13 protein-coding genes and 1 pseudogene are annotated in these 15,358 nt (G+C 43.9%); 12 read left to right on the top strand and 2 right to left on the bottom strand.

Going from position 1 to position 15,358, the window contains the following annotated elements; all coding sequences use genetic code 11:
• Positions 1-83 precede the first annotated feature (83 nt).
• From LQV63_RS25375 to LQV63_RS25410, 8 genes are all read left to right on the top strand, one after another.
• Positions 84-776: a GNAT family N-acetyltransferase gene (locus LQV63_RS25375; protein WP_233698780.1), complete on the top strand. Its 693-nt coding sequence runs from the start codon at positions 84-86 to the stop codon at positions 774-776.
• Positions 777-1,078: 302 nt separating this feature from the next.
• A complete protein-coding gene (locus LQV63_RS25380; RefSeq protein ID WP_233698745.1) occupies positions 1,079-2,107 on the top strand; it encodes a serine hydrolase domain-containing protein in 1,029 nt (342 codons plus the stop codon).
• Positions 2,108-2,183: 76 nt separating this feature from the next.
• Positions 2,184-2,681, top strand: a complete 498-nt coding sequence (locus LQV63_RS25385; protein WP_233698746.1) for a DUF6933 domain-containing protein — start codon at positions 2,184-2,186, stop codon at positions 2,679-2,681.
• A 260-nt stretch (positions 2,682-2,941) separates the two neighbouring features.
• Positions 2,942-3,487, top strand: a complete 546-nt coding sequence (locus LQV63_RS25390) for a GNAT family N-acetyltransferase (protein ID WP_019419732.1) — start codon at positions 2,942-2,944, stop codon at positions 3,485-3,487.
• Between the two features lie 651 nt (positions 3,488-4,138).
• Positions 4,139-4,822, top strand: coding sequence for a PspA/IM30 family protein (locus LQV63_RS25395; protein ID WP_233698747.1), 684 nt, complete (start codon positions 4,139-4,141; stop codon positions 4,820-4,822).
• Positions 4,823-4,849: 27 nt separating this feature from the next.
• Positions 4,850-5,887 (top strand): TFIIB-type zinc ribbon-containing protein, encoded by a 1,038-nt coding sequence (locus tag LQV63_RS25400; protein WP_233698748.1) that lies wholly within the window; start codon positions 4,850-4,852, stop codon positions 5,885-5,887.
• The gene (locus LQV63_RS25405) at positions 5,884-6,693 is read left to right on the top strand and encodes a TPM domain-containing protein (protein WP_233698749.1); all 810 of its coding nucleotides are present in this window, start codon (positions 5,884-5,886) and stop codon (positions 6,691-6,693) included. The genes LQV63_RS25400 and LQV63_RS25405 overlap by 4 nt, the downstream gene beginning before the upstream one ends.
• Positions 6,694-6,734: 41 nt before the next feature.
• Entirely contained in the window at positions 6,735-7,718 is a 984-nt protein-coding gene (locus LQV63_RS25410) for an SPFH domain-containing protein (RefSeq protein ID WP_019419736.1), read from the top strand.
• An 83-nt stretch (positions 7,719-7,801) separates the two neighbouring features.
• On the opposite strand, the pseudogene LQV63_RS25415 reads toward LQV63_RS25410, so the two are convergent.
• Positions 7,802-8,711 (bottom strand): annotated as a pseudogene (locus tag LQV63_RS25415) (EamA family transporter).
• Between the two features lie 292 nt (positions 8,712-9,003).
• Here LQV63_RS25415 and LQV63_RS25420 point away from each other — a divergent pair.
• The 4 genes from LQV63_RS25420 to LQV63_RS25435 all read left to right on the top strand — a co-directional run bounded on the left by LQV63_RS25420 (position 9,004) and on the right by LQV63_RS25435 (position 14,061).
• A complete protein-coding gene (locus tag LQV63_RS25420; RefSeq protein WP_233698750.1) occupies positions 9,004-9,687 on the top strand; it encodes a response regulator transcription factor in 684 nt (227 codons plus the stop codon).
• Positions 9,688-10,689 carry a sensor histidine kinase gene (locus LQV63_RS25425; protein ID WP_233698751.1) on the top strand — a complete coding sequence of 334 codons (1,002 nt, stop codon included), beginning with the start codon at positions 9,688-9,690 and terminating at the stop codon, positions 10,687-10,689.
• Between the two features lie 94 nt (positions 10,690-10,783).
• Positions 10,784-11,467, top strand: a complete 684-nt coding sequence (locus LQV63_RS25430) for an ABC transporter ATP-binding protein (RefSeq protein ID WP_111156475.1) — start codon at positions 10,784-10,786, stop codon at positions 11,465-11,467.
• Positions 11,464-14,061: an ABC transporter permease gene (locus LQV63_RS25435; protein ID WP_233698752.1), complete on the top strand. Its 2,598-nt coding sequence runs from the start codon at positions 11,464-11,466 to the stop codon at positions 14,059-14,061. The genes LQV63_RS25430 and LQV63_RS25435 overlap by 4 nt, the downstream gene beginning before the upstream one ends.
• 71 nt (positions 14,062-14,132) lie before the next feature.
• On the opposite strand, the gene LQV63_RS25440 is transcribed toward LQV63_RS25435, so the two are convergent.
• A complete protein-coding gene (locus tag LQV63_RS25440) occupies positions 14,133-15,332 on the bottom strand; it encodes an MFS transporter (protein WP_233698753.1) in 1,200 nt (399 codons plus the stop codon).
• Positions 15,333-15,358 lie beyond the last annotated feature (26 nt).

Raw genomic sequence — 15,358 nt, forward strand, 5'->3', positions numbered from 1 at the left:
AGTCACTTCGTTCCTTTAGGGTGGTGGGACGTCGTGAACACGGAAACGTTATAAGAAATTGGCGCAAGTGCATATTGAAAGGCGTGAGAAAAATCGATTTCAATGACAATGAAATAATGAAAATTCAAGCATCTACTTTATATGTGCTAAATAAAGAGAACAGAATTATAAGAATTAATGAGAGATCTCAAACTAGTCCTCCGGCAATTTTTATTGGAAAAACAAAAAAATCTATTTTTACTTACTTTAGAAACGATATATCACAATTAACTATAGATGAAATCAATACGTACATCTTTGATTCTATAAATATCATAGATCTTTGCAGGATCATTGGGAAATACAAGAAAGTAAAAGACATTTGGATAGGTCCAGCATATAGATTCAATCAAAATGAAATCAGGAATACAGAAGAAGCGATTACAGTTATCGATGGGTCTAACAAACAGTTGTTGAACAAACACTTTGGTGGCTTAATCAATGAACTGGATGATCGATCTCCTATTGTGGGGTATATCGTGAATAAAGAAGCAGTTTCAGTTTGTTGCAGTGCGCGCAAGACAAGTAAAGCAGCAGAGGCAAGTTTAATGACGGTAGAGCAATTCAGGGGGAAAGGACTTGCTCAGAAAGTTGTATATGGGTGGAGCAAAGAAATATTTGGGCAAGGATTAATTCCTCTTTACAGTACTTCATGGGATAACTTGAGTTCACAGAAAGTAGCACAAAAATTAGGATTAGTTCAATATGGAGTGGATTTTAATATTAGTACGGAATAAAGAAAATTGTTAGTTTTTCCAAGAGGGCGCCAACATCTTATAACACCGTATTCACGCTGAGGGGCTTACGCCCCTTGGTTCGCCAGAGGTGTTTCGGGAAGTGGGCTCAGGCGGACAGCCCTGCGAACCTAACCGCGTCGCGGCCGCCCCGTTGGGACTTAAGGTTCTCGGGTTCGTGAATACAAGAACGTTATAGGAAATCAGCGCAAACATAACATCTAAATATGAACATTTCTAAAGCATTCTGTCCTTTGACTAACGGGCAGAAAAATTGAACAAGCGACAGTATTTGGAGGAATTTGATGAAAACTAATATGATAAAGCGTATCTCAGATATTCAGAGTAATAACAAATTCTCAGGAACGATACTTGTTAAAGAGGATAAAAAAATTTTGGCAGAATTATGCTATGGATATGCTGATCGTTCTGAACAATCAAAAAATAACACTTCCACTCGATATGGAATAGCCTCGGGCTGCAAGCTTTTTACTGGAATAGCAATTTGTCAGCTTGTGGAGGATGGAAAGCTTTCATTTGATTCAAAGTTAAAAGAGTGTCTTGATATTAACTTTCCAAATTTTGATGAGGAAATAACAATCCATCATCTTCTAACACATACGTCTGGAATACCAGATTACTTTGATGAGGAAGTTATGGAAGACTATGAAGAGTTGTGGATTGAAACCCCGATGTATCAAATAAGAAACTTGAAAGATTTCTTGCCATTATTTCAAGACAAATCAATGAAACGTAATGTGGGGGAAAAGTTTCATTATAATAATGCAGGGTATATTTTGCTTGGTTTAATTGTCGAGCAAGCAAGTCAACTTAGCTTCGTTGAATACGTTGAGGAGCATATTTTTAGAAAAGCTGGAATGGAGGAATCAGGATATTTTGAATTTGATGCCTTGCCGTCAAGGACTGCGCTAGGGTATATTGACTATCCTAATGGCACTTGGAAGACAAATATCTATTCATTGCCTGCAAAAGGCGGTTCAGATGGTGGAGCATTTGTTACAGTCAACGATATGACTAAGCTATGGGATGCACTTATGAATCATCTACTATTAAGCGAAACTTACACTCAACAATTGCTCACTCGGCACATTCGAACCAATGAGGATAATAATTTCTATGGTTACGGTGTATGGATTGAGATATTTGAAACTGACATTCTAAAGTATCACGTTATGGGTTATGACCCTGGCGTCAGTTTCCACTCTGCTTTTTACCCAGGGAACTCGATCAAAGTTGTTGTATGTTCAAACAAGTCTGATGGCGCATACGGTATTATGAAAGGGATTGAGGATGAAATAATAAATGTACAATAGGTAAAAGAAGTTGTGAAATAACGTACTTAAAGGTACGAAGTACGATAGACGAAATAGACTGGGAAGGATTAAAAAAATGATTACAATTTCATGTACTAAGAAGCTGTTTGAACTCAGCTCGTTTGTTGAAGAACAAGATACTGAAACAGATGATGAATTTTTCAAATGGCATGCCAATGTATTCCGCATGGCTAAAAAGAATAATCTTATCATAATGAATAATAAAACAAGATATTGCTTTGTGTTGTTTGGGATAAAGAAGGAACACTTTAAAAATTTCAAACAGTTGTTTGTTAAATCTCTAATAGATAATTTACAAGCTGAGGGAATCCCAGACTCAAAAATAAACGAATACGTTGATAAAGCAAATAAAATGAAATTTACAAAGACATATGATCGAAGTGTACTTGGATCTATGACTGATATGGTTAAGATGACTGAATTTTTAATTGAAGATTATTTACCTATGCAGGAAATGAATATTTTAGACCTTAACAAAAAGAATAATCATTCTCCTATAGTAAAACTTAAAAACTTCCCAGACCGGTTGATGAAAGAGGCTCTTGGAATCTGAGCCTACAGTCTACTTCGTCTAACACCATATTCACGCTTCGGGCCATTCGACCCTCGATCCGGCAGAGGTATGATGTGATTCGGGGATGCAATTGGCAGTACCGAGGAAGCATATTCAACCGGACACATCTGCACCACTTAACCGCATCGCGGCCGCCCCTTTGGGGCTTAAGGTGTTGGGACGTGGTGAATACAACAACGTTAGAGCTTCTCCTTTGTTTTATTTTTCTGAATCAACTTAATTTGAATGGGGGGGATATCATGATAATTAACAAACAAGAGTTTTATGTTAATGGGATAAATTATACTGTTAGATCTGCAATCGAGAGAGATGCAAAAGATTTGTCTGGATTAAGATTACAGATTGATGGAGAGACCGAAAATTTAGACAGAGAAAAAGGGGAGGCGTTCATAGATGTACCGGGTTTTGAACAAATTATTAAAACAGATACTGAAAATAGAAGGAACTTATTTTTAGTTGCGGTAGTTCATGATCGGATAGTCGGGTTTTCAAGATGCGAAGGAAATCATTTAAATAGATTCTCTCATAAAATAGATTTCGGAGTATGCGTAATAAAAGATTTTTGGGGATACGGTATAGGGGGAAATCTTTTAAAAGAATCTATTTCTTGGGCTGACTCCAATGGTATTAAAAAAATCACTTTGAATGTTTTAGAAACAAATGATAAAGCCATTAAACTTTATAAAAAGCTTGGCTTTGAAATAGAAGGTATATTAAAAAAAGACAAAATCCTTTCGGACGGTAAATACTATAACACCATTATTATGGGAAGGTTTAATGAATGATGCCTTATAAAACTGTCGGGTCTATCAATTCACATATAAGTCAAAGAATTGAAATAATTAATTTCCTATCCTATTTTCTAAAATCAACATAGATGTTTAACATACAGATGCCCGTTCATTAACCGACGAACAAATTGGTTCATTAATTAATGTGTGTGATCGGTTGGAACGGTTCCATCAGATGAAGGGACGTAACTGGAGAGGACAGGGGTTCGGTCCGCTTCTATTTCAAAATCACTTGTATGTGAGTACCGTCAGTTGCGTCTTCTGTGACGCTTTTGACGGTACTTTTGCGTTCAAAGAAGTTTGCTGGTTTTCCCTAACGATGAAAGTGAATTGAAACTTACGAAAAGTAAGGGATCTATATGATTATCATTAAGGTCAGTGAGGTTTCTCCATTTCACGCGGCGGCAAATTTTGAATTTGCTAATCCACGGATCAGTTGTTGAACCTTGTCCAATTAAACCTATAATGTCTATTGATAAACTAGGGTTCGCTGTGCTAACGGATTGAACGGAGTTTTCTGGCTGTTGAGTTTATAAGAGGAATTCTATTAGACTCAATACACGTCGAATTTCGGGGGGTGAAACCTTCTTCGTGAATTTAATGTATTATATGATAGGATGTAATCTTTTCGAGGGGGAGCGCAGCATGGGAATCTTGTCGAGATTCAGGGATATTATGGCAAGCAATGTTAACGCCTTATTGGATAAGGCGGAAGATCCGGAGAAGACGATTGATGATTATATGCGGAGCTTGAACAGCGACCTAGGCAAGGTTAAAGCGGAGACGGCTTCGGTGCTGGCGGATGAGAGAAGGGCCAAAAGTGCATTGGATGAATGCAATGCCGAGATTAAAAAGCTGCAGCGTTATGCCGAGAAATCAGTGGAAGACGGTAAGGAAGAGGACGCTCTCAAGTTCCTGGAGCGAAAGGCAGCGTTGGCAGAGAAACAAAACCGATTGCAAACGTCTTATGACCTGGCTTCTGCCAATGCCGTAAAGATGAAGCAAATGCAGGATAAGCTTGTGTGGGATATGGGCCGGTTGGAAGCGCGGCGGACCGAACTGAAAGAGAAGATGGCGGCGGCCAAAGCACAGCAAAGAATGAATTCAGGCAACGACGTGGATTCGTCATTCGATGCCCTGGAAGAGAAGGCGAATCACGCCTTGGATGAAGCGATGGCCTTGGCCGAGCTTAGAGGCGGTGCGAAGGAAGACGATCTGGATGACCTGATCCCACAATTGGAGAAGAATATGAGCACGAATATGAATACGACTACCACTGCAGAAGATGAATTGGCTGCACTCAAAGAAAAAATGAACAAGAAGGAATAACGGTTTCTTTGTGATAGGGGTGAGCAGATGCCGATTATCGAGTACAAATGTCCAAACTGCGGCAGCGGGATGGTTTTTGACGCTGACACAGGGATGTTATCCTGCTATAGCTGCGGAAGAAAAGACAATATCGAGCAAATTCCCGATCCTCTGACGAAACATGTTTTTTCAGAAGAAGATGAGGCCAGGGAGTATCATTGCAATAGCTGCGGAGCCGTCATTATGACCGAAGCGGAGACGAGTGCAACGAGCTGCAGCTTTTGCGGTTCAGCCGTTGTTCTCAGCGATCGGCTGACCGGGGAGTTGGCTCCGGTGAAGATCATCCCTTTTTCCATTAGTAAGGAACAAGCGATGAAAGCATTCCGAAAATGGTGCGGGAAAGGCCTTGTAACGCCAAGCGGGTTTATGACAGCGGATCGAATTAAGGGAATAACCGGGTTGTACGTGCCTTTTTGGCTCTATGATTTGCATAATGACGTGGAGGTTTATGCCCGTGCCACGAAAGTGAGCACTTATAGATCAGGCGACTACGAGTATACCAAAACGGATTATTATGACTTATATCGGGAGATCTGTCTGGATTATGTAAAGGTGCCGATTGATGCTTCGGAGAAAATGAATGATGAACTGATGGATAAATTGGAGCCTTTTCCTTATGATAAGCTGGAAAGCTTTAAAACTCCGTATCTTGCCGGTTACATTGCCGAAAAATACAGTTATAACGACGAGGAGCTATACCCTCGGGTTAAAGATAAAATAGATAAATATATCTATTCCTATATTAATTCTACGGTGTCAGGGTACGCTACCGTGAACTATACCGATGTAGACATCGATACAGAGCTAGAACGTGCCGATTATGTTCTGCTTCCGGTATGGATGGTACAATATGACTACAATAAAAGGAAGTATACGTTTGCTATGAACGGCCAGACGGGCAAGGTGGTCGGCAAGCCTCCGATTAGCAAGATGAAAGTGGCCGGATGGTTTGCAGGTATTTCAGGTATCTCTTTCCTTACACTGCACCTAGTGTCCTCTTGGATAATAGGGGGTGGATTTTGGTGAGAAGGAAGAGAGTGATCCTTGCCGTCCTGTTCTTCTTCGTCATGATGCTTGCCGTCCCTATGGACATGATTGCGGGCGAAGCGGCCGCAACGAAGGAGAAGCAATTGATTTTTGATACAGCGGAACTGCTCAATCAGCAGGAATATGATGAGCTGAACGCATTGGCTAATCAATACGGAGCCGAACGAGAAACGGACATGATGATTATGACGATCAACAGCCCGGAAGCTTACGACGTGAAGAAAATGACGCAGGATTTCTACGATGACTATGCGCCCGGTTACGATAAGCCTCATGGCAATGCCGTCATTTTGATGCTGGACATGACTCATCGGGATGTGTATTTGGCCGGATTCTATAAGGCGAAGACGTATCTCGATGACGAGAGGTTTGATAAGATACGTGACAAGATCACTCCGGATTTAACGAGCGGCGATTATAAGCTGGCTTTTCAAAAGTATATCCAAACGGCACATAAATATATGGGGTTCCGCCTAGGTGTAAACCCGGACAATATTTTTTTTAATACGTGGGTTCAATTGGGCATTGCGCTGGCACTCGGAGGGGGGATCGTAACCTTGATGGTTCGCCGTTCCGGCGGCCGTATTACGGTAAATTCGCGGACCTACGAGGATGCAAGCACTTCGGGAGTTGTGGATTATGAGGATACTTACCTTCATACCAGCACAACGAAACGGAAGATCGAACGAAGCAGCAGCAGCAGCAGCGGCTCAAGCGGCGGAGGCGGAGGCGGAGGGACCACCTCAGGCGGTCATTCGCATAGCGGCAGCAGAGGATCATTTTAGAGGTAGTTCACATACACTTTTAGTGAAGGGATGGGTATAGAATGGGGTTCTTCAGAAACCAATTTGCGAATGTTGTGGAATGGGAAGAATTTAGAGACGATATGATTTTTTGGAAGTGGAGCAACCGGGAGATTAAAAAAGGATCCAAGTTAATTATCCGCTCCGGTCAAGATGCGATTTTTGTAAATAACGGCAAGATCGAAGGGATTTTTGAGGATGAAGGGGAGTATAACATTGATTCTGACATTATCCCGTTCCTGTCCACGCTAAAAGGGTTTAAATTTGGTTTTAACAGCGGGATGAGGGTGGAAGTCTTATTCGTCAACACGAAGGAGTTCACCGTCAGATGGGGAACGCAGAACCCGGTTCTGATCCCGTCTCCCCAGCTTCCGGGCGGCATGCCCATTCGCGCTAACGGCACGTTCAATTTTAAAGTGAACGATTACGTGACGCTGATCGATAAGATTGCCGGGATGAAAGACAGTTATCTGGTCGAGGATGTGAAAATCCGGATTACTTCCGTGTTGGATCAGTTGTTAATGAAGTGGATCAGCCGGGAAGGGAAGGACATGTTCAACCTGCAGGCGAATGCTTCCGATATTGCCGCAGGGATTCGCGAAGATCTGGATATGCAAGTGATGGACAACGGGATGACGATTACAGGCTTTCAAGTCATGAGCTTCAATTACCCTCAAGAAATCCAAGATATGATTACGAAGACGGCTTCCCATGAGATGATCGGCAATGTGCAGAAGTATCAACAGGTTACCATGACAGACGGTATTGCATCCGGCAAAGTACAAGGCGGCGGCGCTGCCTCGGACATGGCGGGTATGATGATGGGGATGAACATCGCCAATGAAATGATGAAAAATATGAACCAAAACCAAAAGCCTTCGGCTGAGACAGCGCCTGCTGCTTCCACTCCTTCTGAAGGCAATAAAAAGCCTAACTTCTGCCCTCACTGCGGTGCGAAAAACGAAGGGGCTAACTTCTGCCCGAATTGTGGTCAGAAACTGAACTGAACTTGTAACCCGGAAAGCCGCCTCCACCATCATGAAGCCGACCACGTAAGGTCGGCTTTTTGTGTTCTGTGAAACCAAAGAGTTTACAGCTCATCAGCAATACCTAACAATGCGATGCCAATGATTACAACGACAATAATCGCATATTGCTTCTTGTTCAACCGTTCCTTAAGAAATAATCGGGACAGGATGACCGAAAAAATGCTGTAGGAAGCAATAAGGGGGGGCTGCAATAATGGCGTTGCTGGACATGGCGAACACATAGAAGAATTGCCCCGTTGTTTCAAATATGGCAGCATAACCTTTAACACGTTCTTTGAACATGTTGAACTGCTGTTTTTTTATAAACTTGAGGTATGTAAATGCGAACACAGCGCAAATGAAAAAGGTGAATTCATAAGCGAGCAGGGCAGCGTCTTCACTGATCAGACTCAGCTCATCCAAATAAATCGCATCGGCAAAGGTTCCGAGCCCGTCGATTAAGCAGTATAGAAGCGGGAATGTGATGGCCATAAAGCCGATTTGATATTTTTTATCAATTCGTGTTGCACGGTTCTGGAGAGCTTCGCGTTCAGCTCTCTTTTCCAAAATAGCAATTCCAATAACGCCTAAAGTAATAATGGTCACACCCAATATTTCAATGATGCTCAGGTCGTGGGTGAAAAAAATGAACAACAGTATGGCCGTGACGGCTCCTGAAGAATTCTGTATGGGAGATGCAATGGAAAGCTCCATATATCGTAAACCAATATAACCGATCGTCATCGACAAGATGTAAAGTGCAGATACGGGAAAATAGCGAATTAAGTCTAAGGGATCAAAGTTGATTCCCTGGATGAACATATAAGCCGTGGCGTGAATCCCCATAACCAAGCCTACCATAATGGCGATTTTAATATGGCTGAACCGATCATGGCTATCACTGCCTTTTTTATAAAATAGATCAGCACCTCCCCAAGCTAAAGCTGTTAATAAAGCAAATAAAAACCACATGATTCGCTCTCCTTGTTACAGATTTCACATATAGTTTAAACTTTATCATTATAAAGACTTCACCATGAATGTCAAGAGCAAATCAGAGCCTTCTGACGATAAGGGCCGTGTATGATTGACCATGGACGGCATTTTCGGTCGTACCCAATAGAGTGGGCAAAAGATTTTCAATTCATTTTCTGTTACATTTAGGGATGACATTAAAAAAGAGCTTATTAAGATGGAAGAATGACTTTGTATTCTATATATAATTAATTTTCTCAAAGTAAAATATAGTTAGGATGATCTTTAGATGAAAATTTTGCTCGTGGAAGATGATAAAACGATTGCGTCTGGTCTTGAGTATTCACTGCAGCAGGATCACTTTTCTACTGTTCTTTGTCATGATATTGCATCGGCAAAAAAGGTGATAGCTGAAGATCTGGATCAATTCGCGTTATGCTTGTTTGATTTATCCCTACCCGATGGCAGCGGCTATGAATTGTGCAAGCTCGTCAAAGAGCGGAGAGATATTCCGGTCATCTTTTTAACGGTGATAGATGATGAGGTCAATGTTGTCATGGGGTTGGATATGGGGGCGGATGATTATATTACGAAGCCTTTTCGCGTTCGCGAGCTTCTGTCGCGAATCAAATCCGTCTTGCGGAGATACCATAAGCCGTCTCAGACCAGGTCGATCATCGAGATAGATCAGGTTCGCATTAATATGCTCGAGGGAAAGGTGTATAAACACGGCGCGGAAATTCCGCTGACGGCTTTAGAGTATCGCTTGCTGCTCATTTTCGCCAATCATATTGGGCAGGTGCTTACGAGAAACCAGCTGCTGGAGCAGATCTGGGATGTCGCAGGGGACTTCGTGAATGATAATACATTAACGGTGTATATCAAAAGGCTGCGGGAAAAGCTGGAGGATCAACCGCAGCGTCCGACGCTGATCAAAACCGTCCGCGGTCTGGGTTATAAGGTTGGTGATTAGATGCTGCGGAACCGGGAGATTCAAATTTTGCTGCTAACGATGGGCTTCATCAGCTTGACGGCGACCGTTGCTGCCGCTTGGATATCGCCAGTCGCTGCGGCGCTCGTGTTCGCTGCCACCGCTTTGCTTATGGGGAGCAGCCTCGCATTCACGCGATGGAGATACCGCGAAATCGAAAAGCTGTCTGCCTATTTGCGCCAAATTAGCAGCGGCAATGATTCGCTTGATGTTCGCGATAATCAAGAAGGCGAGCTTAGCATTTTGAAGAATGATATTTATAAAGTGACACTCATGTTGTCCGAGCACCGTTCTCTTTTGCAGCAAGATAAAATCCAACTGACCGATGCCATTTCTGATATCTCCCATCAGCTCAAAACGCCGCTGACTTCCATGACAGTCATGGCCGATTTGTTGCGCGATCCCGAGCTGCCTCAAGCGAAAAGAACGGAGTTTTCGCGCAATATTCGGATTCAGCTTGAACGAATCGATTGGCTGGTCACTTCCTTGCTGAAGCTCTCAAAAATTGAGGCGAAGACGGTACAATTTAAACAAGATCGGGTACCGGTGAACATGCTCGTACAAAAGGTGTTGGAGCCTGTCCTCATTCCAATGGATATTAAAGACATATCGGTTTCGGTTCAGGGAGAAGATACCGTCGCATTTGTTGGCGATCTCCAGTGGACGGCCGAAGCGCTCATCAATATTTTGAAGAACTGTGTCGAGCACACGGAGGAAGGCGGAGCGATCGCCATTTCTTTTTCGGAAAATGCGTTATTTACGGAACTCATTATCGAAGATAATGGCAAAGGAATCCCGAAGGAAGATTTGCCCTATATTTTTAAACGGTTTTATAAAGGGAAGGATGCGAGCGAGGGCAGCATCGGCATTGGTCTGTCGATGGCTCACAGCATGATTACAAGTCAGAACGGTGTGATTGACGTAGCGAGCGACAAGGATAAGGGGACGCAGTTTCGGATTAAGTTTTACAAGCAGGTGATTTAAGCCCAGGTGACTAAACTGTCATTTTCGGAGTCACTGGAAAGTCATTTTAGACAGATAAAATGAGTTCCATCAGCACATCTATGGAGGTTGTATCATGACCATTTTACAAATCGAACATCTGTCTAAAATTTACGGGAAGGGCGAATCATCGGTTAAAGCGCTTGATGATGTTTCTTTTTCGGTCCAAAAAGGGGAGTTCGTCGCCATTATCGGTCCATCCGGATCAGGGAAATCGACGCTGCTGCATCTGTTAGGCGGCGTGGACCGGCCGACCAGCGGCAAAATCCTCGTTGATAATACGGACATGTACAGCTTGAATGAAACGCAGTTAGCGATTTTTCGACGCAGGCAAATCGGCTTGATCTATCAGTTCTACAATCTGATTCCCGTCCTGACGGTGGAAGAAAATATTACGCTGCCGCTCTTGCTTGATAAGCAGAAGGTGGATCGGAAGCAGCTTGACGATCTCGTCAAGACATTGAGCCTGCAGCAGCGTCTGAACCACCTGCCGAATCAGTTATCCGGCGGACAGCAGCAAAGAGTCTCGATTGGCCGAGCACTCATTGGCAATCCGGCGATTATGCTGGCGGATGAGCCCACTGGCAACCTGGACAGCAAGAATAGCAGCGAGATCATCGACTTACTGAAAATGTGCAACAAAACCTACCAACAGACGCTGATCGTGATTACCCATGATGAACGGATTGCTCTGCAAGCGGATAGGGTCATCTCGATTGAAGACGGACGGATCGCCAAGGATGAGGTGATTCGCCCATGAATATCGTCAATAGACTCACCGTCAGACATATGAAGTACAACAAGAAACGAACGCTGGTCACCATCATTGGCGTCGTGATTTCGGTGGCGATGGTGACAGCTGTGGCCACGCTTGCTTTTTCTTATTTGGATGTCATGAAAAGGCAAACCATCGCGGATGGAGGGGAATGGCATGTCCTATACAAGGATGTAAACAGAGAACAACTTGAAGCGATTCAAAATGATGATGCAACAATAACCGTTGTGCTCATAAGAGATCGCGGCTACGCTCCTTTGGCGGGAGGTCAAAATCCAAGCAAGCCATATTTGTTCATCAAGGAGTATAATGCACAAGGTTTAGCTGAATTCCCGATTGAGTTGAGCAAAGGGCGTCTTCCGCGCACAGACAAGGAAGTCGTGATTTCCGAGGCCATCGCAACGAACGCAAAGGTCAACTGCGAGATCGGCGATCAGCTCGCGCTCCAGGTTGGCGAACGGTTCACTGAAGGCACGGAAAAGCCGCTCAATCAATGGGAAGCATTACGAGTGGAAAATGACAATGTGACCGAGACCTTACAAAATGTCGCGACAAGGGAGTACACGATTGTCGGCATCATCAAGCGCCCTGCCTGGGAACCGACGTGGGCGCCGGGATATACGGCGATTAGCTATGTGGATGAGAACCTGCTGGGGGCGAACGATCAAGTCAATGCGGCGGTTGTCTTGCAGAAAGTCAATCGTTCCTTGTTCGCTCATGCGGAAAATTTGGCAAAGAACAATAACATCGAATCCGTCCAATATAATCACGAGTTGCTTCACTATTATGGCGTGGCCAAGAGCGAAGCTGCGCAAAACACGTTGTTTTCATTATCAGCCATTATTATGGCCGTCATTATGATCGGTTCGGTTTCGTTGATCTATAACGCGTTCGCGATTTCCGTCTCGGAGCGTTCCCGTCATTTAGGGATGCTTGCGAGCGTGGGGGCTACGAAAAGGCAGAAGAGAAATTCAGTGTTCTTTGAAGGTGTTATCATTGGCTTGATCAGTATTCCCACGGGAATGATATGCGGTCTTGTCGGGATTGGGATGACCTTGTGGATCATTAACTCCATGCTTCAAGGGGCATTAGGGATTACGGAAAAGTTAACGGTCATCGTCACGCCGCTGTCGCTCTTGATTGCCTGTGTCGTTTCGATGCTGACGATTTTCATTTCAACGTATTTCCCAGCCATAAAAGCGTCTAAGATCTCCGCCATTGATGCGATTCGCCAAACCACCGATGTGAAGCTTGCGGGGAAAGCCGTGAGGACGCCGATGTTCATTCGCCGGCTCTTCGGAATCGAAGCAGAGATAGGATTGAAAAACTTAAAAAGAAACAAGCGAAGATACAACGCGATTGTATTTTCACTCGCTATTAGTATCGTTCTGTTTCTTGTCGTCTCCTTTTTCACCGCCAGCTTGAAAGAATCATTGGTACTCTCACAGGATGGCGTCAATTATGATCTTCAAGTGTCGTACGGCAATGAAAAAAGAATAGACGATCGGTTGCTTCAATCCATTGCATCCCTTGATGATGTAGAGGAATACAGCGTCATTCACGAGTTATACGGGGAGGCTTGGTTAGAAGAAGCAGTAATCGCTGATCAATTGAAAGAGATGGTAAAGGAGGATCAAAGCAGGCTTAGGGATGGAAAATACCCTTACTTTATTCGGATAAATGCATTAAATGATTCTAATCTGAAGGCTTATGCCAAAGCAGTTGGTGCAGATTACAACCAGCTAACGGACCCAACACATGTAGCGGCGATTGTAATCGATACGATTCACTATAAAGATATGGAAACTGAAAAATACGTCGAAGCGAAGGCCATTTATAAGAAAGTTGGCCAAAGTATCGATGTCATTTCTACAGTTTTTGATAGGGAATCAGTAAAAGATATACTTGTAAACAAAGTGAAAATAGCTGCACTGACCGATCAATATCCGATGGGGATGGTTACAGAAGGGTTAGGCAGATTAAATATTATCGTGTCAGCGCGAATCATGGATCAGTTTATGTACGATAACGGGAAGGATGAAAGTCACACCTATCTCTACCTGCAAAGCTCGGATCCAATGAAAACGCAGCAGAAAATTGAAGATCTGAAAGAGGCGAATTTGGTTGTTCACAATCTGTATCAATATCGAAAACAGAACGAACAGAAGATTCTGTTGATGTCCGTATTTTCTTACGGCTTTATCGCATTAATTTCATTGATTTCGATTGCGAATATTTTTAATACGATCTCTACGAGCATCTCTTTGCGCAAGCGGGAATTTGCGATGCTGAAATCGGTTGGGATTACTCCCAAGGGCTTTAACAAAATGATGAACTATGAAAGCATCTTTTATGGAATCAAGTCGCTGTGTTACGGGCTTCCTAGCAGCTTCGTCGTGATGTACTTGATCTACAGAGCGATGATGAACAAATTTAACTATGGATTTGTATTTCCATGGATGAGTGTTATTTATGTCATCGCTGCCGTATTTGTCATCGTTAGTTCAGCTATGCTATACTCCAGCGCAAAAGTAAAAAAGGAAAACATTATTGATGCAATAAAGCAGGAGAGTATATAGGATTGAAACAACCTCTATAGATTATTATTCTAATAAGCGTAAACATGACGAGAGCATGTTTACGCTTATTTTTACGCGGCCGATCGAAATGAACCCTTGGCTAAATAGATGGCCAGGAACGCGACAACGGCACTGGAGATCAGGAACAGACAGGGGATCGGCAGATGCTCGGCCCATAGACCGGACAAGAGCAAGCCAAGCGGCAATACGAGCTTCATGAACATCGAAGAAGTGCCTGCGACGCGTCCCAGCAAATGATTGGGGGTAGATTCCTGGCGAATCGCCAAATAAATGATGTTGATGATAACGGTTGTGCAGGTCCGGCAAGCTAACAGTATCGCGAGCTGCCACCAATGCGCCGCGAAGAAAAATAAGCAAAGAACGAGCGCATCCACGCAGAGCATGGCATGGAAAATGGCGCCTCTCTTCCATTTTTTACGCAGCATCTTCAGGCCCTTTGCGCCGGCAATGCCGCCGAACGCAGAGACGGAGAACATCCAGCCCACCTCTTGCGGCGACGATCCCAGCCCATCTACGGCATAAAATACGAGAACGCCGATAACGAGACTCGTTGCAAAATTGGTAAATAGAATGGTCAATGTCGGCGGAAGCAGCGTCTGATTACCGAATAGCTCGGCAATCCCTTCCTTCATATCTTGCCACAGGGTCTGCCCTGTCTTCCATTCTGGCGATGGCACCGGATCGATCAGAAAGACGGTCAGCCATAATAGGATGAGGCTGATGACATAAATGAAGAACAGCCATTCATAGGCGAGCCAAATGATAAGGAAGCCGGCGATGGAAGGGCCGATGATGGAGAGAACGGTTCCAAGTAATGAAAATCGGGCCTGAATATCCGTCAGCATCTCTCGGGGAAACAATTGCGGCACAATCGCATGCTTCGCATTGCCGAAGGTGTAGCTTAGGGTCGAAAGCAAAAAACCGAACAGATACAACTGCCAAAGATGCAGCGCGTCAAGCCATATCGACAGAACGAGGATCGAGGCCAGCGCGGCTTGCAGCATGCTTGTCCACTTCATCATCTTCCTCCGATTTATCCGGTCGACCATCGCACCCGCCAGCATGCCAAGCAGCACGTTCGGCAAAAAATCCATCACGCGCATGGTGCTCATGGCGATGGCGGATTGGGACCACTCGTAAATAAATAACGGCAGGATGAAGCTATAGATTTGGCTGCCCATGGTCACGATGAACGTGCCGGCATATAACACATGGAAATTCCGGTAATGAGGTAATGCTTGCTTTGTCATGCTTCTTCTTCCTTCCATCTAGGTTA

The sequence above is a fragment of the Paenibacillus profundus genome (assembly GCF_021369635.1).
Classification (GTDB): Bacteria; Bacillota; Bacilli; order Paenibacillales; family Paenibacillaceae; genus Paenibacillus_B; species Paenibacillus_B profundus.